Here is a 21,967-nt window from a genome sequence, read left to right as displayed (position 1 = left end):
ATTATTTATTGGAATTATTCCTAATGAAATTAGGTTGAAATTCAATGTTCAAAAGTTAAGAAACAAAAGGGAAAGTATAGAGATAAAAGTTAAACTAAATATGTAAGCGAAACCAAAATAAAGGAGTTATACAAATGAGTAAATTAAGAATTGGCATTATCGGTTGCGGTGGAATCGCAAATAACAAGCATTTCCCAGCGTTATCTCATTTCAAAGAGGAATGTGAAATAGTAGCATTTTGTGATGTTATAGAAGAAAGAGCTTTAAAAGCAGCGAAGGAATTCGGATCAGCTGATGCGAAGGCTTATACGGACTACACTGAATTATTAAAAGATCACTCCATTGATATCGTACATGTATGTACGCCAAATGTATCTCATAGCCCCATTACAGTAGCCGCATTTGAGGCTGGAAAACATGTTTTATGTGAAAAGCCAATGGCACACAATACTGAAGCAGCGCAAAAGATGATGGAGGCCTGGAGAAAATCAGGGAAAAAGTTCACTGTTGCTTATCAAAATCGTTTCAGAGAAGAAGTCCAAGCATTACACCAATCATGTGAAAGAGAAGAATTAGGCGAAATCTACTTTGCAAAGGCACATGCAGTACGCCGCCGTGCCGTGCCAACATGGGGCGTATTCCCAGATAAATCACAACAAGGTGGAGGTCCGCTAATCGATATCGGAACACACGCCCTAGATATAACCTTATGGATGATGAACAACTATAAACCAGTATCTGTATCAGGATCCGTATTCCATAAGTTAGGCAGATTACCGGAAGGGCCAGAAGGAAATCTATTTGGACCATGGGATCCAGAAACCTTTGAAGTCGAAGATTCAGCATTTGGTTATATCAAAATGGAGGATGGCTCAACCATTTTCTTAGAATCTTCATGGGCATTGAACACATTGGATGCGAAAGAAGCAGCAACTACTCTTTGCGGAACAAAAGGTGGTGCTCAAATTATTTCTGGAATGGGCCAAAAAGAAAAGGAACTTATATTTAACCGAGCACATAACAATATGTTAGTCGAACAGAAAAAGTCACCAGTAGGAAATATTGCATACTTTGAAGGTGGTGCGAATTCACCAGAGGTATTAGAAGCGAAGCAATGGTTAGCAGCAGTGAAAGAAGATAAAGAACCATTAGTTAAGCCAGAGCAAGCATTTATCGTCACAAAAATCTTAGATGCGATTTATGAATCTGCGGAAACTGGTAAAGAAGTTGTTTTTAATAAATGAAAAAATATCGTTGTAAGTAGGAGGAGAAAAAATGACATTTGTAATGAAATTACCCTTTGTTGATACAGTAGTTGACAATAGCCTTGTTAATACATTAGTAAATGGAAAAAAGCTTGGATATGAGTTCCAAATCCGATTAAGTTATTATCGAGGTCATTATTTGTCCTGTATCGAGGAATTAACAATCGTGGTAGATGGGGAAGAAGTAAAAGCGAATGATATTAATTTTTGTCTAAATGGTAAGGAATTTACAATGGGACAAATTCCATATCTTATTTCTGAATTTTGGAATTGTAATGAAGCAGCTACAATTAAAGTTTATTTACCAGGTGGTCTAGAGGATGGGGAGCATAACATTGATGTCACTTTATTACTTCGTAATGCCTACATGTACATTCCAGGAAATACAGAAAAACATAATTATGCAGTATTAGATTCATGTGGTAGTAAAACATTAACTTTAAGAAATGAAGAGAGGAGAGAGGACTAATGAGTAATATAAAACTAGGAGTTTCTTTATTTAGTTTTTCAACAGATTATGTTAAAGGAATTCTTACATTAGAAGATTGTATCCGTTCTGCTGCTGAAATTGGCGGTGAAGGATTTGAGCTTGTTGGAGCATCCATGTTATCTACATATCCATATGCTAATGAAAAACTAGTCAAAGAATTTAAATCAATGAGTGATCATTATGGAATTAAATTTGTATCGTACGGTGCAAGTGCGGATAGAGGGGTTACTTCAGACCGAGATTTAACGGATGAAGAGTTAATTCAATCCGCAATACTTGATATTAAAACGGCGAATAAATTAGGTTGCGAGATGATGAGAGTACAATATCATCTATCACCAGCAGCAATTGAAAAATTAGTTCCTTATGCGGAAAACTATGGAGTTAAATTAGGCGTAGAAATTCATAATCCTGATAATCCATCGTCACCTAAAATCCAGAAATATGTAGAATTATTTGAAAAATTAGGAAGTGATTATGCTGGGTTTGTGCAAGATTTCGGTTGTTTTGCAACAAAACCTAACAAAGTTTATTGGGATGAAGCGCTAGAGAATGGGGCGCCACTTGAATTATTAGAAATGGCTGCAAACTTCCGTTACGATAATGTACCGAAAGAGGAAGCCATGAAGAAATTGTTAGAAGCAGGTGCAAATGGCGCTGTTATTGGTGCTCTGCAGGGTATGTACGGTTTTGTACAATTTAGCCATAAACCAGATTTAGAGGGATTAAAACAGATCATACCTCATATTCAATACTGTCATGGTAAATTCCACTACATGCATGAGCATCTTGAAGAAGCTAGTATTCCATATGCTGATATATTAAAAGTTCTCCATGAGTCAAACTTTAATGGATACATTATGTCTGAATACGAAGCTTCAATTGATGCAGTTGAGATGACTAGAAGACATTTACAAATGGAACGTAATATTCTGGGGGAATTAAAATAAATGTGTAAAAATGCTTCACTTATAGAAGAGCTCTGTACGAAATGCAGGCTCTTCTTTTTTGTATTAACAATAAATAGGTGGTTGCGAAATTTATATATAAGAAGTGAAAGAATTTATGGCTACTTACCAATGATATTAAAGAAAAATATAAATTATTAACCAATTCCTTATTACTCACTAAAGTAGATTAAATATCTAAAGCATTCAGAGTAAAAAAACAATATCTAATGTAAGTGGTTACATTTACAATTTAAATCAGAAAGAGATTTAAATTTAAAGAAAAGGTTCTACTTTTTATTTTCTACATAAAAAAGGGGGAAAGTTCATGAGTAAAACGAGTGTTGTTACCGAAAGTCCAGTAACCGTTATTGAAAAACAAGAAAAGCTGCCAATAGTAACAAAAGTTAGCTATGGATTAGGAGATTTTGCCAGCCAATTATTTTGGAGTTTCAGTGGTTCATATTTAACTATTTATTATACGGATGTCATGGGAATTGCACCAGCTGTTATCGCAATGATTATGTTGTTTTCAAGAATCGCGGATGGTATGTTTGATCCAGTCCTCGGTGCTATTGCAGATCGTACGAAATCAAAACATGGTAGATTTAGACCTTATATTTTATACGGTACACCATTCTTAGCTCTATTTAGTGTCTTGGCCTTTACATCCCCAGCCTTTCTTGGATCCATGGATGCTAAAATTGCATGGGCTTTGTTTACATACCTTGGACTAAGTGCATTATACACAGTTGTTAATATTCCGTATGGTTCATTAGCATCAGTGATGACACCAAATCCAGGGGAAAGAACAGCGTTATTTTCATTTAGAATGACTTTTACCAATCTAGGAAGCGTATTACTCAGTATCGCTTCAATGCCGTTAATCATATTCTTTAGTGGCGGAAATGCAAATTCTTTAACTGGAAATGGATATACGATGACGGCTGTAACGCTAGCAGTAATTGCAGTTCCACTTTTCTATGTGCTATTCTTTAATTCAAAAGAAGTTGTTCTTCCTATTAATAAAGCAAAAGTATCTTTTAAGGAATCTTTTGTAAGCGTTTTATCCAGTAAATCACTTATTTTGATATTCTTCATGTTATTGACTTCATTAACAGCCTTTTTTGGTAGAATGGGTGTTCAAATCTACTATTATATGTATGTTATCAAAAGAATGGATTTAGTAGCTGTATTTATGCCACTACCTGCGGTTGGAGCAGTAATTGGTATCCTATTATTTACTCGCTTTGGAACGAAAATAGGTAAAAAGAATTTGTTATATATTTCTTACTTCTTCTCAAGCATTTTTCTAATCATGCTTTACTTTATAGATTTTAGCAATATCACAATGTTATTAGTCGTAACATTCTTATTCGGATTAGCTCAATTTGGAACACCTATTGTTATGGCTATGATCCCTGATGCAATTGATGAATTAGAGTATAAAAAGGGCGTACGTGTAGATGGTACTGCTTTTGCAGCAACAAGTTTAGCAACTAAATTTGCTAGTGCGCTTGGTGGCGCTGTAACAGTAGCATTATTAGGTTCTTTTGGATATGTAGCGAATGCAGATCAAACGCCAGAGGCAATTGCTGGTATTAATTTGGTAGTAAATATATTACCTGCTTTGTGTTTCTTACTAGCTATGATTCCTGTTTTTCTATACAAATTAGATGATAATAAAACGAGAGAGATTAGAGAGCAATTGGATGCTCAACGTGTGAATGAATAACAAATAATAGATAGATGCACATAGCTTTTAATAGTTATGTGCATTTTCATTTTTACTAAAAAAGAATTTAGAATAAAAATAACATATAAATTTTTAATCTATATACAAAGGGTTTGTAGTGTGGATAAAAATTTAAAGGAAATTGTCAAAAGATTAGAAAGCCCTTTCCTAGGTGAGAAGTTAAAATAAATTACAGATAATGTTGAATAAAATTCAACTTAAGGAGAGAGGTAAAGAATGGAAAATGAAATCCGACAAACGAAATATAAAAGAAACGTATTATTGGCATTAATTCTAGTGACACTTTTTGTCGCTGTACTAAATCAAACCTTTTTGATCACTGCTCTTCCACAAATAATGGTGGATTATCATGTTGATGCTAACAAAGCACAGTGGGTAACTACCATTTTTATGCTAACAAGTGGAATAATTGTACCAATATCCGCATTTTTTATTGCTAGATTTACAACTAGGCAATTATTCTTTGCGGCCGTTATTTCATTATTAATAGGAACCATTTTAGCAGGAATTGCAAATAGTTTTACCATCCTTATAATAGGTCGCCTAATTCAGGCTATTGGGGCTGGATTAATAATGCCACTTGTCTCAAATATTATTTTACAAATTACAACAAATGAAAATCGGGGCAGTGCAATGGGATTATTAATTCTCGTCATTTGCTTTGGACCCGCAATTGGCCCTGCGCTTGCTGGTGCAATCATTGATTACTTTTCATGGAGATACTTATTTTTTGGAACATTTCCAGTTGTATTATGTATATTAATTGCTTCCTTTTTTATTTTAAAGAATGTGACCGTAACGAATAAACATACAAAAATTGATGTAATATCAGTAGTTTTATCTACAGTGGCTTTTACTGGAATCCTATATGGTTTAAGTCTAATAGGTACATTAGGGTGGGGAGATATTATAACAATTAGTTGGATTGGGATTGGAGCTATTTCCTTATATTTTTTAGTAAGAAGACAATTGAAACTATCAGATCCAATGATTGAGTTTAGAGTTTTTAAATATAAAATATTTTCAGTTTCAGCTATTTTAGTTAGTATTGCCTTTGCAACGATGTTTGGAGTAGAAACAATCATTCCTCTATATACACAAAATGTAGAAGGAACTTCAGCATTGGTGTCTGGATTAATTTTATTACCAGGAGCTGTCTTAATGGGAACAATGTCCCCATTTGTAGGGAAATTAACAGATAAAATGGGGATTAAAGTATTGATTCTAGTTGGTTTTTTGATTGTTACACTTTCAACAATCCCACTTGCGATAATTGGAATTGAAAAAACTTTATGGATGATTGTTATTTTCTATTCGCTACGAATGATTGGGACAGGATTCCTAATGACACCAGTACAAACAGGAGCAATGAATGCTATTCCGAAACATTTGTACAGACATGGTGTTGCGGTATATAGTACTTTAACTAATATTGCGGGTTCTATCGGTATTTCACTTATTGTAGGTTTATATACAGCTTTAGCCAAAAACTCAAGTCTTAGCGGATTAGAAACAGAAAAGGATGCATTAACTGTCACTTTCATTTTTGTAACAATTATAAGTGGGCTTGGTCTTTTATTAGCATTTAAATTAAAAGAAACCACAGTAAATGAAGAAGTAAAACCTACAGAAGAATTAGGCTCATTAAATAAGTAATAAAAAATAGGAGGGATCCACATGTTTGAAAAATATCTTATCTCAGAAAAAACTTTCCACAATGTTGAAAAAAAAGGAGAAATAATAGGATACGCTGTTGGATTAAGAATACCATATTATCGCGGCATTACCCTATCTTGTATTAATGAAATCAACTTAACAATAAATGGGGAGAGTGTTCCTTGCGACGACATGACAATTGTTGTTGAAACAGGTTCATTTCCATATAGCGAAATTTCAACTGTTATAAATAATAGATGGGAAATGACTGAGGAAGCTGTTGTTTTTGTGAATGCGCCTGGAGGATTGGAAGATAAAGAACATACAATTGAGGCATTTGTTAGTCTTCGAATTTCATATCAACCCCACCCAAATACAGGTGCAGACAAAAAAATATTAAAGCTTGGAACAACTAGAAAAGTAGATGAGGAGGTTATGAATAATGGCAGAATCAATTAAAACTGGAGTTTCTTTGTACAGTTATCAAGAGGAATTCTATACAGGAAAGTTAGATTTAGAAGGATGTATACAAGAGGTAGCTAAGTCTGGTGCAAAAGGCGTAGAAATCCTACCTGAGCAAATGATTAAAGGATTCCCTCATATTCCTGAATCTTTTTATGAAACTTGGCATGGATGGATGGAAAAATATAATCTGACACCAATTGCATATGATGCGTTTTTAGAACTTAAATTATTTCCTAATCGTATTACAACACTTGATGAATCAGTTGAAATGATGAAAAGAGATATCTCTATTGCAAATAAATTAGGATGTAAAGTATTAAGAACGCTTGTTGCTACACCAATTGAAGTAATAGGCGCATCGCTAGAATATGCAGAAGAAAAAGATATAAAAATAGCTTTAGAAGTTCATGCCCCATTCACTTTCGGTACTCCTTGGTTTGAAGAGAGGATGGAATATATTCAAAAAACGGGAACAAAGTGGTTTGGAATTATGCCTGATTTAGGTGTTTTCGTAAAACGCATGCCGAGTGTGATGGAAGATTGGCATATTCGACATGGTGCGAATCCTAAAATTGTTGAATATGTAAGCGGTAACTATGCGAGTAGAGCAGATATGAAAGCAATTGAAAAAGAAGTACAAAATATGGGTAGTGCAAATGAATATGATAAATTGTTCGCAAGATTAGGTACCCATATGGTTTACACAGATCCCCAAATTCTAAAAGACTACATTCCTTATATCATGCATGTGCATGGAAAGTTTTATGAGATTAATAACAAGATGGAAGAGCCAAGCATTCCTTATAACGATATTATTTCCGTCTTGAAAAACAATGGATATACAGGCTATGTAAATAGTGAATACGAAGGAAATCGTCATATACAGGATTATAAAGAGGTAGATAGTATCGAACAAGTTCAAAGACATCAAAAATTATTGCATCAAATTATTCATAATTAAAATAATATAAGCTGCTTTTTTATCAATCAATGGCTTAATTGGTGTCATAAATATAATCAGAATAAAGATGCAAGCTGATTATATTTTTACTCAGGAGGTTTATATGAAAAAATTAATCGGTATAGATTTAGGCGGTACAACTATTAAATTTGCCATATTAACTGAAAATGGAGAAGTGCAGCAAAAATGGAGTATTGAAACTGATATCAGCAACAATGGAAGAAACATTGTTCCAAACATCATTGAATCTATAAAGTATCACTTGGAGATTTATGGTTTATCACGTGAAGATATTATTGGCATTGGAATGGGGTCTCCTGGTTCTGTGGATTTAGAAAACGGAACGGTTATCGGAGCCTATAACTTAAATTGGGAATCTTTACAACCAGTAAAAGAGCAGATAGAAAACGGGACAGGAATCCCTTTCTTTATTGATAATGATGCAAACGTTGCTTCGCTTGGCGAACAATGGATTGGTGCAGGAAAAGGGAGTAATAATGTTGTATTTGTTACACTTGGCACAGGTGTAGGTGGTGGAATTATAGCGGAAGGAAAATTAGTACATGGCGTTGGTGCAGCTGGTGAAATTGGTCATATAAACGTTGATCCAAATGGTTACACATGTACTTGTGGAAATATAGGTTGCTTAGAGACAGTTGCTAGTGCTACAGGAATTGTACGCCTTGCAAGAGATATGTCAGAACAATATGCTGGAGAGTCGAAATTAAAATACTTGATTGATGATGGTCAGCAAGTGACAGCTAAGATAGTAATGGATCAAGCAAAGGAGAATGACCCATTAGCAATAAAAGTATTAGATAAATTTAATTTCTATTTAGGTCTAGCTTGTGGGAACATTGCCAATGTTCTGCATCCTGAAACAATTGTTCTTGGTGGTGGGGTTTCTGCAGCTGGGCAAATATTAATTAATGGTGTAGATCACTATTTTCAAAAATACACTTTTCCACAAATTAGAAATTCCACTAAAATAAAATTTGCTGAATTAGGAAATGACGCAGGTATAATTGGTGCAGCATCGTTGGTGAAAAGGCAATCTTAATTAAATTCGTTAAAAGTTGGTTCTGCACCCCAAAAGTTAGAGTTGAAATCTAACTTTTGGATGGAAGCTACTGAAGGTCTGAGTTGTGCTCCATATACAACGGAAATTATGAAAATAAAACAAACAAACGGAATTGGAGGAGCTTATAAAGTAACTTTACAAGTATCTTCTTAATATGGTGCCCATAATTTTTATGGAGAAGATGAAATAGTGGTTAGTTCAGAGGGGAATTAATCTCATTTAAACATTTAAAAAAATATCCAAAAGTAAAGTATTAAAGTGATATAAGTATAAGGTGAACAAGATTCAGCTGCCAAGAGCAGCTTTTTTATTTTATAAATGGGGCAGCATTCTAATAAAGGAAAAACTTGCTTACGGAAGAAACGTGGAAGGTTAGCGAAAAAAATTGATAGGACGCTCTAAACCTAATGACTGCTGACTGGTAACATTTTCACTAGCTTTAGGCAGGTAATATTCTATGTGAATCCGGTATTGGATGGCAGTTAAGTTTATCCTGCATCCGTGATTCAAACATGAACTTTTACAAGATACCGACGAGGTGTTTGACGTTCTCGCTGGTGATATGTTCATTGATTTTCACGAGGGTCAAGTTAAGGTGTCTCAAGGAGAGATGTTTAGGGGACCGAACATAAAACATTTGCTACACAAGAGTGTCATATCATGCTAGTAGAGCCAAGGGGAATTGTAATACTGGCGATACTAAATCAGCATTAACCGAGTTAATGATATCAGAATCTAATTTAATGATAAAATATAAACAATTATTCAAACGTTATAGTAAGTGTGAAAAGAAAATTAATCAAATATCTAAAGGTAACCATATGAGAAAGATTAGTCTAATTGAATATTTCTGAAAATTGCAACTTGACAACTTGAAAATACTGGTATATTATAGCCTATAATTAAATAATAAATAAGCAAAGATTGGAAATAGTAGAAGGTTTATAAACTCCTTCAGAGAGCCGATGGTTGGTGTGAATCGGTAGTTATACCCTTTGAACTCATCCAAGAGCTACTCTCTGAACCATATAAGTAGGAGAAGTCGGATTTCTTCCGTTATAAAAGATAGGTGGTGATCGCCGCCGAAAATGAGTGGGTTACTTTTGTATTATATTAACCAATTAGAGTGGTACCGCGAGCAATGCCTCGTCTCTATATTTTTATATAGAGGCGGGGCTTTTTTTATTTTATTAAATAAGGAGTGTTTCACATGTCAAGAAAAATTTGGGTATTTGATACAACATTAAGAGATGGAGAACAAGTTCCTGGTGCAAAATTGAATGTATATGAAAAATTGGAAGTCGCCAAGCAATTAAAGAAACTTAAAGTTGATATGATTGAGGCTGGATTTCCTTCTTCATCAACAGGTGATTTTAACGCGGTTAAAGAAATAGCTAAAAGGATAGGAAATACAGATGATGTGATAATTACGGCGTTAGCAAGAGCAGTAAAATCCGATATTGATGCTGTATATAATAGTGTGAAATATGCAAAAAATCCACTAATCCATATTGTATTAGGTACTTCGGATATTCATGTGGAAAAGAAATTTGGGAAATCGAAAAATCAAATATTAGATATAGGAGTAGATGCTGTGAAGTATGCGAAAACACTCCTACCAGAAGTACAATATTCAACAGAGGATGCGTCTAGAGCTGATTTTGAATATTTATGGAAAACTATAGAAGCTGTTGTAAAAGCAGGAGCCACAATTATTAATATTCCTGATACAGTTGGTTTTGCTGAACCTCAAGAGTTCGGTGAATTAATACACAAAATAAATGATCGTTTGAAGAATTTGAATGATAGGGTGCTTCTAAGTGTTCATTGCCACAATGATTTAGGAATGGCTACAGCTAATACATTGGCAGCAATTAAAAATGGTGCAGAAAAAGTAGAATGTACCATTAATGGAATTGGAGAACGTGCAGGAAATGCTTCATTAGAGGAAGTAGTTATGGCTGTTCATACACGTTCTGAAATATATCAAGCATTTACCAATATTAATACAAAGGAAATTATGAATACGTCGAGGATGGTAAGTGGATTCATGGGACTTGATGTACAAGTAAACAAAGCAATTACAGGGGAAAATGCTTTTGCGCATTCTTCAGGTATTCACCAGGATGGATTAATCAAGTCAAGAAATACTTATGAAATAATTGATCCCGTCACTGTGGGTCTTGATGACATGGAGCTTATTCTAACAGCACGCTCTGGACGCCATGCGGTTAAAACTGCTTTTGAAAAATTAGGTATGAATCAATTTTCAGATTCAGAGTTCGAGGAAATCTTTGTAGACTTTCTTGAATTAGCCGATGCGAAAAAAGAGGTATATAATCATGATTTATATGTAATGATTGAAAATTTTTATAAAAAAGTAAAAGGAAATAATCAGGACATCAGCCATTACAGTAACAATTTTTATGAGTTAATAGATCTGCAAGTGATCAGTAATACAAAATTTCCTTCTGCTAGTGTGGAGTTAAAGAAGGCTGATCAAATCATAAAGGGAACTGCGATAGGTTCTGGTCCAATTGATGCTTTATATTCTGCAATTATGAATGTATGTGATTTAGATATGAAGTTGATTCAATACGATATTAGAAGTGTTTCAAGGGGAAAAGAAGCATTAGGAAAAGTGAAAATTCAAATTGAATTTAAAGGGGAAATATATATTGCCAAAGCATCAGATACAGACATTTTAAAAGCAAGTGCATATGCGTATATTAACGCCATAAATAGTATTGTGGTCGATCATTTACTTCCAGTTAAATAAAAACCTATTATGATTTTAAAAGTTAGGAGCTTATCAAAAAGGGAAGGGAAAATATAATACAACAAATATTAATTCCAGAAAGTTAACAATCTCCAGAAGAAGTTACAAATCCAATTATTGTAAGAAAAAACACAAAATTCCAAGTGAATTATTATCATTTTACGATTCTAGAAAAAGAATTAATTATAGGTGCAATTTATGTAAGATGAAATAATAATGGATGTGTAAAGAAAAAGATTCTATTGGTTCATCTTAACAAAAAAGTGCTGGTTTAGTTTACAGAAAAGTTAATTTTATTTAAATACGAGTAATTTTAGAATCAATTTCCTATGAAAGAACTTTTAAAAAAGGATATTTTCACTTTAGAGAGCATTGATCCAATAAGAATTAATGCTCTACTTTTCTTTTTCTATACTAACTGGGCAGCATTCCTGTAATAAAGGATGAAACAAGGATAGTTTGTGAATCATTACACTTACACGATCGAGGGCGTTATACCAGTATAATCGATGCTTCTCTTTTACTCTGGTACTAACAAGGCATTTTAGTTCACGAAGGATTTTTTTGGGGCCAACAGAATATATATCTATATAGTTATATAAAAAAGGAGAAAAAACTGTATATGAAGATGGCTGTAATCGCAGATGTTCATGGGAATTTACCAGCTTTAAAAGCTGTTTTTTCAGAATTAGATCTCAGAAAAGATGTTAAACATATTTATTGTTTAGGTGATATGATAGGCATCGGACCTGATTCAAATGAAGTTCTACATCTCCTTTTTTCTAAAGATGTTTCAATGATAACAGGAAACCATGATGAGGCAGTTTTAGCTTTAGCTAAAGGGGAAGAGTATCCCAAAAGTCATTTTTCTGTTAGAAGGCATCACCAATGGATCTTAGATAGATTAGATAAATCCTTTATTCCGTATCTTGAAAATCTACCTCGTAGAATAATACAAAATATTGAAGGCCATTCTGTATTATTCTGTCACTATCAATTCAAAAAAGACCACAAGGATCAGCCTATTAGTATAGATCCACTTAGTTCGAATGTTTCACCTTCAAAAGATAATCTTGAAAAATTGTTTAGAAACCATAACGAAAAATTGATTTGTTTTGGACACCATCACCCCACACACTTTTTTACAGGAAAGAAAGCAACTTACCTAAATCCAGGTTCATTAGGTTGTAATTACAAACCTATAGCACCATATGCACTCATAAATTTTTCAAAGAAGAAATTTGAAATTACCCTTACAAGAAACATTATATGATAACTTGGATTTTTTAAATTCTTACTACCATATTTCATGGAGATCAAATGTAAACGATGTTTGGAATATTAGAGCAATATTTTCACAGAAAAGGATGTGTGGTAGAGAGTAATAATAATATTTAAGGGGGCTTAAGAAATATTACCGTTCGTAAGATGCAATACGAAGATATAAAACAAGTTCAAAGCATAGCTAAAATAACTTGGAATACCACATACAAAGGCATAATTCCCTTAGAAGTACAAAATAACTTCTTAAAAGTAAATTACAGTGATGAAAGTATGAAAAAACGTATGGAACGTTCTATTGTTTATATTGCAGAAGTTGAGGGGGAAATTGTTGGTTTTGCAAACTATTCCATAGTAAGGGATGGTGGAAAGGTCGAATTGGCTGCTATTTATCTTTATCTAGAATTCCAAGGTAAAGGGATAGGTACTGCTTTGATACAACAAGCGGTAAAAGAATTGTTAGGTATAAAAGAAATTTATATAAACGTTGAAAAAGATAATAAGATTGGCATGTACTTTTATGAAGCTAAAGGGTTCGAAGTAGTTAAGGAATCTGATGTAGAGTTCGATGGACATATCTTAAAACAAGTACGGATGGTAAAAAAAGTTTAATTATAAGCTAACGGGTTCTTTCCATTTAATAATGGGAGGCCTTTTTCTATTGTAGCTATCATGGCAGCATTCATGTAATAACTGAAGAGAAGCCTTCTTGTGTCACAAACATTGCAGGATAGTGGAATAGGCATTCAATGAGATTATGTATCCAAAGAAGAAGATTAGAGCTATAATACCAAGCAAAGAGAAGATACAACATAGTAAGGTGAAAGACAAATGATGTTACCAGATCTATATTCAAAGTTAGCAATAGCACCTTAATATATTCTTGTATTGATAATGGCTATTCTTTATTTGTTATTAAAGTTTAAAGACAAAGGTTTCTTTGCATTTATGCTTAAAATCAATGCAGTATTTATTATTGTCAATTATGTAATAGCATTGTATTTTCGTTTCATAGGTTTAAATAAACTGTTTTAATGACCACCTGTAGGTGGTTTTTTCTTTTTACTAAAGTTTTAATCCGATAAGAGGTTGGTCTTTTTTCCATTTATACCTTAGATTATAGAAGCTCATAAAAATCCAATATTTTTCAAACCAAATGAAGGTTAGCTACGTCTATTATATGTGAGAGGGTGATAACAAGATGAATGGACTAAAACAACTGGCGGTGACAGATGAAAGTATGTTGCTTGAGAGAGAGGAAATAATTGATCAATTAATGCAAGAATATAGCGATGATATCCTGCATCTAGTATATACATATGTTAAAAATCGAACGACAGCAGAAGATTTAACACAGGAGATATTTATAAAATGTTATGAAAAGTTAAATCAGTTTAATCAGCAGGCAACACTAAAAACATGGGTATATCGTATTGCTAGTAATCATTGTAAGGACTATTTAAGAAGCTGGCATTATCGCAAAATAACGCTTAGCGATAAAATTTTGGATTATATACCTTCGAAATCAAAACAGGTTGAAGAAGAGATTATCGCGAATAGTGAAGGAAACATCTTAACAAATGCTGTCATGAATTTACCTCTAAAGTACAGAGAAGTAGTATTTTTGCATTATTATGAAGAACTATCTTTAGCCGAAATAAGCAAGATTACGTCAGTAAATATAAATACAATAAAAACTAGGTTAAAGCGTGCAAAAGAATTATTAAAAGACAAGATGATTGAGGAGGTTTAGGAGATGAATGATCCATTTACTAACCTGAAGAGTTCGATGAAAAAATCAATTTTCAAGGATTTTTCTTTTTCCAATGAAAGAAAAAATGCGGTGAAAGAATCCATTCGTATGAGACAATCTCAATCACCATTTCATTCCTGGAAAATAGAAACCATCATAGCTATATTAGAATCGGTTCAGCATGAATCAAAGGATGGCTACAATATTTCTACCCAACTTTTTCAAAAAAGTGAACATACTTTCCAAAAAAATGAAGGGCAGCTTTATTCACTTTTACATCTACTAGAAAATAAAGAAATTCTTCATTCAAAATGGATAAACAAAAAGAAATATTACTCATTAAATTCCAAAGGGGGAAAATACTTAGCTACCTATAAACAAGATAAATCAAAACAAGAGTTATCCCTTAAACACTTACTAGAGGAGGCGTCCTTATGAGTTCTTCCAAATTTGAAGAATTTTTAAATAAAGTAACTTCCAAAGTGAAATCTAAGCAAGCCCACAACAAGATAAAAAAAGAGCTTATTCATCATCTGCAAGAGTTAAGTCAATCTTACAAAAAGAGAGGGTTTTCTAAAGAGGATGCAGAGGAAAAGGCGATTCAAGAAATGGGAAATCCTTTTACTATTGGGGAGAGATTAAATCCCCTACATAAGCCGAAAATGGATTGGGTTCTAATTGTGTTATTTGTTCTTTTTGCTGGTATTAGTTTTCTCCCGTTAGTTGATGGAATTCCTGAATTTTCCCTATCAGGTACCTATTTTATGGGGAGACAGACAATTTGGTACACTCTGGCTATTCTTGTAATCATTGGATTCCATTTCTTTGATTACCAAAAATTAAAGAACGGATGGATATACTTTTATGCGATAGGTCTATTGATCCATATATATCTTCATCTTTTTGGAATTATGACCAACGGAGCAAAGAAGTGGGTTTCCCTCCCAGGCCTGACGGTCGATGGAACCATGATGAGCTTATTTTTCTTTTTTCTTGCTTGGACTGGTATCTTTAACAAAATAAATGAGTTTCGTAGTTGGAATAAACAAGGTTTACTTTTTGTTTTATTTTGGATTCCCATCTCGCTCTACATGATGGTGCCAGACTTTATGGTTAGTATTATTTACTTCTTCTGCATACTTGGGATGTTTGCTTTCGCTCGAATCCATAAGAAATTAGCTGTAAATCTGATCCTAACAAATCTAATGGCTGGTATTATTTTCATTATTATGTTCTACATGACCTCACGTCAAAGTTATTTGTTAACTAGATTATCTGCTTTTATAAACCCTACTGCCGATTCAAATGGAGCAGGATATATGTATAATGCGGTTAGGAATGTCCTTTCAGAAGCGGGATGGTTCGGTAACGGACTTTCCAACGAGTTGAATTTTCAATTGTTACCAGAATCACATACAGATTTTGCTTTTCCTTTCCTCGTCTATTCTTTTGGTTGGGCTTTCGGATTTGTTCTATGTTTGATCCTACTGATATTTATTTCAAGGATCTCAAAAAATGCGTTTAAAACACAGGACCTCTATGGGAGATTGATTGTAATAGGTGGTGCTACATTGTTTGCGGTTCCTACTACCTGGAACATCTTAATGAGCTTTGGAGTCGTGCCTATTATGGGAATTTCTCTGCCTTTTATTAGTTATGGAGGCAGTGCGATACTCTTTTACGCTGCTGTTTTAGGACTCATTTTAAATGTTTATCGAAGAAAAGATCTTGTAGAACCCACGATTGCAGATGAAATTAAAAGTTAAAGTCGAACATGTAATTGCTTAAAAAGGGCGACAGCTAAAGTAATAGTTGTCGCCCTTCCCTTATTGAATTATTGGGGGCTTTTGTTCCATAAGAGGACATCTCATATACTAAATATAATGTCACTTTTGACAACACATTTTGATAAGGCTCTAATTAGCTTAATAATTGAGAATTAAAAAAGTTTGTGAAATACTGATAGTCCTATTTGGAGGACTGATTTTTAGGAGGTAAATATTTATGAACAAAACAGAACTTATTAATGCAGTAGCTGAAAGCTCTGAACTATCAAAAAAAGACTCAACTAGAGTAGTTGACTCCGTAATGGAAACAATCACAAAAGCATTGAAAAATGGTGGAAAAGTAGAAATCTTAGGATTTGGTGCTTTCTCTGTTAGCGAACGTGCAGCTAGAAAGGGTCGTAACCCGCAAACTGGTGAAGAAATAGAAATTGCAGCAAGTAGAGCACCTTCCTTTAAAGCAGGAAAAAAATTGAAGGATGCTGTAAAAGAATAAAGATCTTAGTCTGGTAGGGGATCATTCCTCTACCTCTTTTAAATTGCTAGTATTGCTGAGAATACTACGATTCGGTATAAAGCTTATAAATAAAGATAGGTGATTAAATGAAAAGCTTAATTAAATACACTTGCTCCGTGATATATTTCAAGAAAATATTATTAAAAACATAAAATCTCCTTTAAGGTTTAATACATTCTCCCCCACTTCATTAAATAATAAAGTGTAACTATCTAAAGCGAAATCAACCTAAAAAGATAAAAAAGTCCATCATATATTCAAATTGAGGGAATGTGTTACCTTTTATCATTTAATGCTTAAGTAAATTTGGCAGCAAAACCGTCTAATCCCTAATATATAGGGATTTAGACGGTTATTTTTTTACGGTTTTATCGCTTCCGTACAAAGTTTTTCCTGATTAATTTATTGCTTGTATGTCACTGCCTCTACAGAAAACAATCTAGTTCTTAAGAGACATTATGTTATTTCTTTGATTGATCCACAATATTTAAAGAGAGAAAATTCGAATCAGAAATTAAGATTTTTTTCCTTTCCGATGTTATTTTTTATGTATTGTTTTGGTGTAAAACCTGTAAACTTTTTGAACACCTTAGTGAAATAGCTTTGATCGGTAAAATTAAGCAGGGTATATATTTCTGATAAAGAGTAATTAGAAAATATCATTAATTTTATTGCTTCATCAATTTTAGATTGCTGAATATATTCCGTAACTGAAATCCCAACCTCTTTTTTAAATAAGTTTGAAAGATATTTTGGATTCATGGAGACATAGTCAGCAAGGACAGCGAGAGAAATATTTTCGTATATATATTTAAATATGTAATGTTTGCAATCACTTATTGTTTTGGAACTTTGCTGTCTTTTACCTTTATATACTCTTTCAGCAAAGTCCAAATAGGCACTTTCAGTAAGTGTCTCAACCTCATTAATCGAATGAAGTTCTTCAATATCTTGAATATATTTATCTCCTAACGTATAAGCAATTTCAGGATTTAAACCACCAGCAATTGCCGCTCGAGTAGCTAGGGTAATCCCTGCTATTTTTAAGTTCTTATGACTTCTAATTTCACATTGCTTTGACAATACTCCAAATTCAAAATCGGACCTTCGATGAAAGGCTTTATAATAGATGATTAAATCTTCTTTATTTCCATCCGTAATATATTGATACAATTTCTTTTCTGCAGCAGGGTCGTGATGAAAGGAGGAGTTTTGACGTAAATCTGAAATACTTTTGTCTGATACGTGGTGTTGATGGAAACTATCTATTGAATAGAGATTTATTTCCATTATTTCGCTTATGTCAAATTTTTCTTTAAATAAAACATAAGAAAGAAGAATACTTGATTTAATTAACTTCCATTTACTTATAACAGGCAAGGTATAAAGATAGTCTTTTACTTTGGGGGTGAGTTCGCCTAAATCATTTGCTTTAAATCTGTTGTTTAACATTACTTCTGAAGGATTTGCGAATACTGTTGGGCCTAAGAATATTGTTCCGATGTACGTATGGTTTTGAACAATAGGAATTAGAACGAACTGTTCTTGAAATATAGTTGAACACATTATCGGAAGTGTTTTCTCTTTTTCTGATAGATTGATGCTTTTTAAATGCTCCTCATAGGAAGAAAACGTTGGATTATGAGGTAGGTTAGATGAATAATGTAGTATCAATTTACCTTGTTTGTCTAGAACTGAGATTGGGATATTCGTTGTCTCATTAATTAGAGTGCAGCCAAATTCCAAACCAATTTCTCTGAATGTTTGATCCATTATAAAATCCCCCTTAACTATCTTTAGTGAAATTTGTTAAAGCACAGTTTTACGGTTAAAAACAGTTTGCTCAAACTAGGGAGAATATGAAAGAGATATTCGGTGAGAACACAAGGTATCCTTTAAGACGGTCATGGAAAAGTACGCCACTTGAAAAAATAGATTTATAAAAATGATTAAGTACCATTTTAGTGGAAAATCTACCATAAAAACATTCTGAATAAATATATAATTCTAACCAATACCCCTTGTAATGCTGATTATTTTAAAATGAAAACGTATCCATTACAAGGGTATTATGTTCTAAACATTAAGGGGAGTGAGTGACAAGTGAGAAAGTATTGGTTTATTAGTTTTTTCATGATGATGTCTTTAATACTAGGTGCCTGTAGTAATAGTGCATCGAATTCTGAAGATTTGACCATTCCAGAAAACCCAGAGGATGTAAAAGGGGAAGTTACTGTATGGGCATGGGCGCTAGAAGCCAATTACTTAGAAAAAGATGTAACACCTGCGTTTAACAAGATTTATCCAAATGTAAAAGTAACAGTGGAAAATTTAGGTGTAGACCAAGTGTATCAAAAACTAAGTGCTGGATTATCAAGTGGTGGTAGTGGTTTACCTGATTTAGTCCAGGTTGAAAATAATCGTGTTCATTCATTTACTAATAAATTTCCTGATGCTTTCACAAATCTTAGTAAGCTAGGTTATAGCGAGCATGAAGATAAGTTTTCGACTTCTAAGGTGGAAGGTTTGAAGGATCAAGACGGTAACATTATCGCTGCACCAAGAGACTTGGGTCCAGTAGGCGTAATTTATCGCAAAGATATTTTTGAGGAAGTAGGGATAGATCCTGAAAGTATCGAAACATGGGATGACTATATTGAAGCTGGTAAGAAAGTAGTTGCCCATACAGGCAAGGCATTTTTAGGCACTGATAGTGAGGCGCTTTTGCGGATTATGCTGCAACAACAAGGTAAATATTATTTTACGGAAGATGGAAAGCTAGATCTTACTTCACCTGAAGCAGAGAAGGCAGCTGCTATCATCCAAAAAATGAAGGATGCAGGGATTATTACCTATACAACTAACTGGGATGGTCAAGTAGCTGCGATGAAAAACAGTGAAGTTGCGTCACATCCAGGGGCTGTATGGTGGAGTGGAACTATGCTAGAACAGATGCCCGAATTGGCAGGTAAGTGGGATATGTTTAGACTTCCAGCTGTTGATGAGGGTGGAGTTAGGGCTGCAAATGATGGAGGATCTGCTTTAGCGATCCCAAGTTCGTCTGAGAATAAAGTAGCTGCTTACGTGTTTGCAGAATTTGCAACAACTGATGTGGATTCGCAAATTCTAGGATTAACAAATAGAGGGTTATTCCCATCATTATTAGAAGCATATGATAGTCCAATCCTAACGAAAAACCAAGAGTATTTTAACAATAAACCATTCTTTAAGAATTTTTCAGATACAGTAGCAGACATTCAACCGATTAACCATGCTCCAGCTGAGCTAGAGGTTAGATCAATCATGACAAGTGAATTTCAAGCGTTTTTACTAGAAGATAAAGCGGCGAAGCAAATGTTAATTGATGGGGAAAAGCAATCGAAGCAGCAAATAGGAATAGAAGTCTCAGAATAAAAAAGCTAATAGACTAGGCGGACTAGTCCGCCTAGTCTAATTCTAACTATTTGGAGGAGTGATGATGTTGCAAACAGGTCGTTCTTTAAAAGAGGAGTCGGAAGCCGTTATACAGCCTAAAAAGAAGAAAAAGCTGCTTACCACTAAAAGTACACCCTATTTCTTTGTTGGGCCAGCTCTTCTGCTGTTTTTAGCTTTTACCGTTTATCCAATTATCGCTTCCTTCTTACTGAGCTTTAAGACAAAGGTTATGGGGGAGTTTACATTTTCTGGTTTGGCAAATTACACTAGACTGTTTAGCGACCCTCTATTTTATAAAGCTTTGGGAAATACATTCATTATTTTAATCGTCCAAGTTCCAATTATGTTGCTTATAGCAGTTATATTAGCTGTTTTCCTTAATTCAACATTACTAAAAATGAAAGGCTTTTACAGAGTAGCCTTTTTCACTCCTGCTGTTACTTCGTTAGTTGCAGCGTCTGTCATATTTGTTCTTATGTTAAATACAGATTATGGATTAATCAATTATTTATTGGCCTCGATTGGGTTGGAGAAGGTTGGTTGGTTAACGGATCCATTTTGGGCAAGGGTTTCCTTAATTGTTGTCACCACCTGGAGATGGACGGGGTATAATATGGTCATTCTTCTCGCAGGGCTGCAAAGTATCCCCCACAGTCTGTATGAAGCGGCTAGTATTGATGGTGCAGGCTCAATTCGTAAATTTTTTGCGATAACGATTCCACAACTAAAGCCAGTATTATTATTTACTTTCATCCTCTCCACAATTGGATCATTCCAATTGTTTGATGAACCTTATAATTTAACAAGCGGTGGACCAAACAACGCGACACTTACTTTAACCTACTACTTATACAACCAGGCCTTTGGTTACTTTGACTTTGGATATGCTTCTGCGATTGCTTATGTAATTGTAATATTTATTGCATTCTTTTCTTGGATTCAATTTAAAGTAGTGAGGGATGACTAATGGGAAATCATAAATTGCTGAAAAAAACGTCTTTACACATTTTTCTACTAATAGGGGTTGTCATATCTCTAGCTCCTTTTTATTGGATGGTAGTAGGAGCTACTAACCCATCTGGGGACGTGTTATCCTTTCCACCTAAATTGGTGCCAGGAAATTATTTATTTGAGAACTATAAAAACTTAAGTGAATCGATTGATATTGTTCAAGCAGTTCTAAATTCATCTGTCATTTCCATTATTTATGTACTTATGAGTTTATTAGTCTGTTCGACAGCAGGATATGCTTTTGCTAAATATAAATTTAAAGGAAATAATCTGATTTTTGCATCTTTCCTGCTTGCGATGATGATTCCATATCAAGCAACAATCATTCCATTATTCCAAGTATTTGGTTCATTAGATTGGATTAACACCTACCGAGCAGTTCTTTTACCACAAATTTGCTATCCTTTTGCCATTTTTTTGATAAGGCAAAATATGAAGGGAATTCCAGATTCATTGTTAGAAGCAGCTAGGATAGATGGGGCAGGGGAATTGTATATATTTTTTAGGATAGTGTTACCAACCATGAAGCCTACTTTGGCTGCAGTCAGTATTTTCTTGTTTACACACCAATGGAATAATTTTATGTGGCCATTAATTGTCATGACAACACAAGAAAACTATACACTTCCCGTTGCGTTATCTACCCTTGCAGGCCTAAATTCAATCGATTATGGACAACTGATGTTAGGTACAACTATTTCTGTACTTCCAATTATGATAGTTTTCCTCATTCTTCAAAAGCACTTTGTATCAGGGATTCTTGGAGGGTCTATTAAGGAATAGAAG

General features: G+C 33.9%; 19 protein-coding genes, 1 pseudogene and 1 other annotated feature. Of the genes and pseudogenes, 19 read left to right on the top strand and 1 reads right to left on the bottom strand.

Going from position 1 to position 21,967, the window contains the following annotated elements:
- The first annotated feature begins 134 nt into the window (after positions 1 to 134).
- From EM808_RS16685 to EM808_RS16610, 16 genes and pseudogenes are all read left to right on the top strand, one after another.
- On the top strand, positions 135 to 1,244 hold the full coding sequence (locus EM808_RS16685) for a Gfo/Idh/MocA family protein (RefSeq protein ID WP_127739330.1): 1,110 nt from the start codon (positions 135 to 137) through the stop codon (positions 1,242 to 1,244).
- A gap of 31 nt (positions 1,245 to 1,275) precedes the next feature.
- The gene (locus EM808_RS16680; protein ID WP_127739329.1) at positions 1,276 to 1,734 is read left to right on the top strand and encodes a C-glycoside deglycosidase beta subunit domain-containing protein; all 459 of its coding nucleotides are present in this window, start codon (positions 1,276 to 1,278) and stop codon (positions 1,732 to 1,734) included.
- Positions 1,734 to 2,705, top strand: coding sequence for a sugar phosphate isomerase/epimerase family protein (locus EM808_RS16675; RefSeq protein WP_127739328.1), 972 nt, complete (start codon positions 1,734 to 1,736; stop codon positions 2,703 to 2,705). Before EM808_RS16680 ends, EM808_RS16675 begins: the two co-directional genes overlap by 1 nt.
- Before the next feature lie 325 nt (positions 2,706 to 3,030).
- Positions 3,031 to 4,437, top strand: a complete 1,407-nt coding sequence (locus tag EM808_RS16670) for an MFS transporter (RefSeq protein ID WP_127739327.1) — start codon at positions 3,031 to 3,033, stop codon at positions 4,435 to 4,437.
- Positions 4,438 to 4,674: 237 nt separating this feature from the next.
- Positions 4,675 to 6,114: an MDR family MFS transporter gene (locus EM808_RS16665; RefSeq protein ID WP_127739326.1), complete on the top strand. Its 1,440-nt coding sequence runs from the start codon at positions 4,675 to 4,677 to the stop codon at positions 6,112 to 6,114.
- Between the two features lie 21 nt (positions 6,115 to 6,135).
- Positions 6,136 to 6,573, top strand: a complete 438-nt coding sequence (locus tag EM808_RS16660) for a C-glycoside deglycosidase beta subunit domain-containing protein (protein ID WP_127739325.1) — start codon at positions 6,136 to 6,138, stop codon at positions 6,571 to 6,573.
- Entirely contained in the window at positions 6,557 to 7,540 is a 984-nt protein-coding gene (locus tag EM808_RS16655) for a sugar phosphate isomerase/epimerase family protein (RefSeq protein ID WP_127739324.1), read from the top strand. Before EM808_RS16660 ends, EM808_RS16655 begins: the two co-directional genes overlap by 17 nt.
- Before the next feature lie 103 nt (positions 7,541 to 7,643).
- Complete coding sequence (locus tag EM808_RS16650; RefSeq protein WP_127739323.1) at positions 7,644 to 8,600, top strand: ROK family glucokinase; 957 nt, start codon at positions 7,644 to 7,646, stop codon at positions 8,598 to 8,600.
- Positions 8,601 to 9,147: 547 nt separating this feature from the next.
- A pseudogene (locus EM808_RS29155) lies at positions 9,148 to 9,299 on the top strand (cupin domain-containing protein); the annotation flags it as partial.
- A gap of 233 nt (positions 9,300 to 9,532) precedes the next feature.
- Positions 9,533 to 9,778: a binding site (T-box leader), on the top strand.
- A 53-nt stretch (positions 9,779 to 9,831) separates the two neighbouring features.
- Positions 9,832 to 11,400 carry a 2-isopropylmalate synthase gene (locus tag EM808_RS16640; protein ID WP_127739322.1) on the top strand — a complete coding sequence of 523 codons (1,569 nt, stop codon included), beginning with the start codon at positions 9,832 to 9,834 and terminating at the stop codon, positions 11,398 to 11,400.
- 622 nt (positions 11,401 to 12,022) lie between these two features.
- Positions 12,023 to 12,673: a metallophosphoesterase family protein gene (locus EM808_RS16635; protein ID WP_127739321.1), complete on the top strand. Its 651-nt coding sequence runs from the start codon at positions 12,023 to 12,025 to the stop codon at positions 12,671 to 12,673.
- 155 nt (positions 12,674 to 12,828) lie between these two features.
- Positions 12,829 to 13,293, top strand: coding sequence for a GNAT family N-acetyltransferase (locus EM808_RS16630; protein ID WP_127739320.1), 465 nt, complete (start codon positions 12,829 to 12,831; stop codon positions 13,291 to 13,293).
- Between the two features lie 589 nt (positions 13,294 to 13,882).
- The gene (locus EM808_RS16625) at positions 13,883 to 14,434 is read left to right on the top strand and encodes a sigma-70 family RNA polymerase sigma factor (protein ID WP_127739319.1); all 552 of its coding nucleotides are present in this window, start codon (positions 13,883 to 13,885) and stop codon (positions 14,432 to 14,434) included.
- Positions 14,435 to 14,437: 3 nt separating this feature from the next.
- Complete coding sequence (locus EM808_RS16620) at positions 14,438 to 14,872, top strand: PadR family transcriptional regulator (RefSeq protein WP_127739318.1); 435 nt, start codon at positions 14,438 to 14,440, stop codon at positions 14,870 to 14,872.
- Positions 14,869 to 16,200 carry an FtsW/RodA/SpoVE family cell cycle protein gene (locus EM808_RS16615; protein WP_127739317.1) on the top strand — a complete coding sequence of 444 codons (1,332 nt, stop codon included), beginning with the start codon at positions 14,869 to 14,871 and terminating at the stop codon, positions 16,198 to 16,200. Before EM808_RS16620 ends, EM808_RS16615 begins: the two co-directional genes overlap by 4 nt.
- A gap of 238 nt (positions 16,201 to 16,438) precedes the next feature.
- Positions 16,439 to 16,714: an HU family DNA-binding protein gene (locus EM808_RS16610; protein ID WP_127739316.1), complete on the top strand. Its 276-nt coding sequence runs from the start codon at positions 16,439 to 16,441 to the stop codon at positions 16,712 to 16,714.
- A gap of 528 nt (positions 16,715 to 17,242) precedes the next feature.
- Here EM808_RS16610 and EM808_RS16605 read toward each other — a convergent pair.
- Positions 17,243 to 18,508 carry a helix-turn-helix domain-containing protein gene (locus EM808_RS16605; RefSeq protein ID WP_127739315.1) on the bottom strand — a complete coding sequence of 422 codons (1,266 nt, stop codon included), beginning with the start codon at positions 18,506 to 18,508 and terminating at the stop codon, positions 17,243 to 17,245.
- A 330-nt stretch (positions 18,509 to 18,838) separates the two neighbouring features.
- On the opposite strand from EM808_RS16605, the gene EM808_RS16600 reads away from it, so the two are divergent.
- The 3 genes from EM808_RS16600 (at position 18,839) to EM808_RS16590 (ending at position 21,964) form a co-directional block, all read left to right on the top strand.
- Positions 18,839 to 20,149, top strand: coding sequence for an ABC transporter substrate-binding protein (locus tag EM808_RS16600; RefSeq protein ID WP_127739314.1), 1,311 nt, complete (start codon positions 18,839 to 18,841; stop codon positions 20,147 to 20,149).
- A 64-nt stretch (positions 20,150 to 20,213) separates the two neighbouring features.
- Positions 20,214 to 21,137, top strand: a complete 924-nt coding sequence (locus tag EM808_RS16595) for a carbohydrate ABC transporter permease (RefSeq protein ID WP_182103811.1) — start codon at positions 20,214 to 20,216, stop codon at positions 21,135 to 21,137.
- Entirely contained in the window at positions 21,137 to 21,964 is an 828-nt protein-coding gene (locus EM808_RS16590) for a carbohydrate ABC transporter permease (protein WP_182103796.1), read from the top strand. Before EM808_RS16595 ends, EM808_RS16590 begins: the two co-directional genes overlap by 1 nt.
- Positions 21,965 to 21,967 lie beyond the last annotated feature (3 nt).

The sequence above is a fragment of the Niallia taxi genome, assembly GCF_004005475.1.
In the GTDB taxonomy this organism is placed as follows: Bacteria; Bacillota; Bacilli; order Bacillales; family Cytobacillaceae; genus Niallia; species Niallia taxi.
This window is presented reverse-complemented; position numbering and strand designations above follow the sequence as displayed.

What these genes read in the sequence shown, in the direction of transcription:
- EM808_RS16660 (WP_127739325.1), top strand. Translation starts at nt 6,136, where the DNA reads ATGTTTGAAAAATATCTTATCTCAGAAAAAACTTTCCACAATGTTGAA.
- EM808_RS16610 (WP_127739316.1), top strand. Translation starts at nt 16,439, where the DNA reads ATGAACAAAACAGAACTTATTAATGCAGTAGCTGAAAGCTCTGAACTA.
- EM808_RS16605 (WP_127739315.1), bottom strand. Translation starts at nt 18,508, where the DNA reads ATGGATCAAACATTCAGAGAAATTGGTTTGGAATTTGGCTGCACTCTA.
- EM808_RS16595 (WP_182103811.1), top strand. Translation starts at nt 20,214, where the DNA reads ATGTTGCAAACAGGTCGTTCTTTAAAAGAGGAGTCGGAAGCCGTTATA.
- EM808_RS16625 (WP_127739319.1), top strand. Translation starts at nt 13,883, where the DNA reads ATGAATGGACTAAAACAACTGGCGGTGACAGATGAAAGTATGTTGCTT.
- EM808_RS16650 (WP_127739323.1), top strand. Translation starts at nt 7,644, where the DNA reads ATGAAAAAATTAATCGGTATAGATTTAGGCGGTACAACTATTAAATTT.
- EM808_RS16640 (WP_127739322.1), top strand. Translation starts at nt 9,832, where the DNA reads ATGTCAAGAAAAATTTGGGTATTTGATACAACATTAAGAGATGGAGAA.
- EM808_RS16685 (WP_127739330.1), top strand. Translation starts at nt 135, where the DNA reads ATGAGTAAATTAAGAATTGGCATTATCGGTTGCGGTGGAATCGCAAAT.
- EM808_RS16635 (WP_127739321.1), top strand. Translation starts at nt 12,023, where the DNA reads ATGAAGATGGCTGTAATCGCAGATGTTCATGGGAATTTACCAGCTTTA.
- EM808_RS16670 (WP_127739327.1), top strand. Translation starts at nt 3,031, where the DNA reads ATGAGTAAAACGAGTGTTGTTACCGAAAGTCCAGTAACCGTTATTGAA.
- EM808_RS16615 (WP_127739317.1), top strand. Translation starts at nt 14,869, where the DNA reads ATGAGTTCTTCCAAATTTGAAGAATTTTTAAATAAAGTAACTTCCAAA.
- EM808_RS16630 (WP_127739320.1), top strand. Translation starts at nt 12,829, where the DNA reads ATGCAATACGAAGATATAAAACAAGTTCAAAGCATAGCTAAAATAACT.
- EM808_RS16665 (WP_127739326.1), top strand. Translation starts at nt 4,675, where the DNA reads ATGGAAAATGAAATCCGACAAACGAAATATAAAAGAAACGTATTATTG.
- EM808_RS16680 (WP_127739329.1), top strand. Translation starts at nt 1,276, where the DNA reads ATGACATTTGTAATGAAATTACCCTTTGTTGATACAGTAGTTGACAAT.
- EM808_RS16655 (WP_127739324.1), top strand. Translation starts at nt 6,557, where the DNA reads ATGGCAGAATCAATTAAAACTGGAGTTTCTTTGTACAGTTATCAAGAG.
- EM808_RS16620 (WP_127739318.1), top strand. Translation starts at nt 14,438, where the DNA reads ATGAATGATCCATTTACTAACCTGAAGAGTTCGATGAAAAAATCAATT.
- EM808_RS16675 (WP_127739328.1), top strand. Translation starts at nt 1,734, where the DNA reads ATGAGTAATATAAAACTAGGAGTTTCTTTATTTAGTTTTTCAACAGAT.
- EM808_RS16590 (WP_182103796.1), top strand. Translation starts at nt 21,137, where the DNA reads ATGGGAAATCATAAATTGCTGAAAAAAACGTCTTTACACATTTTTCTA.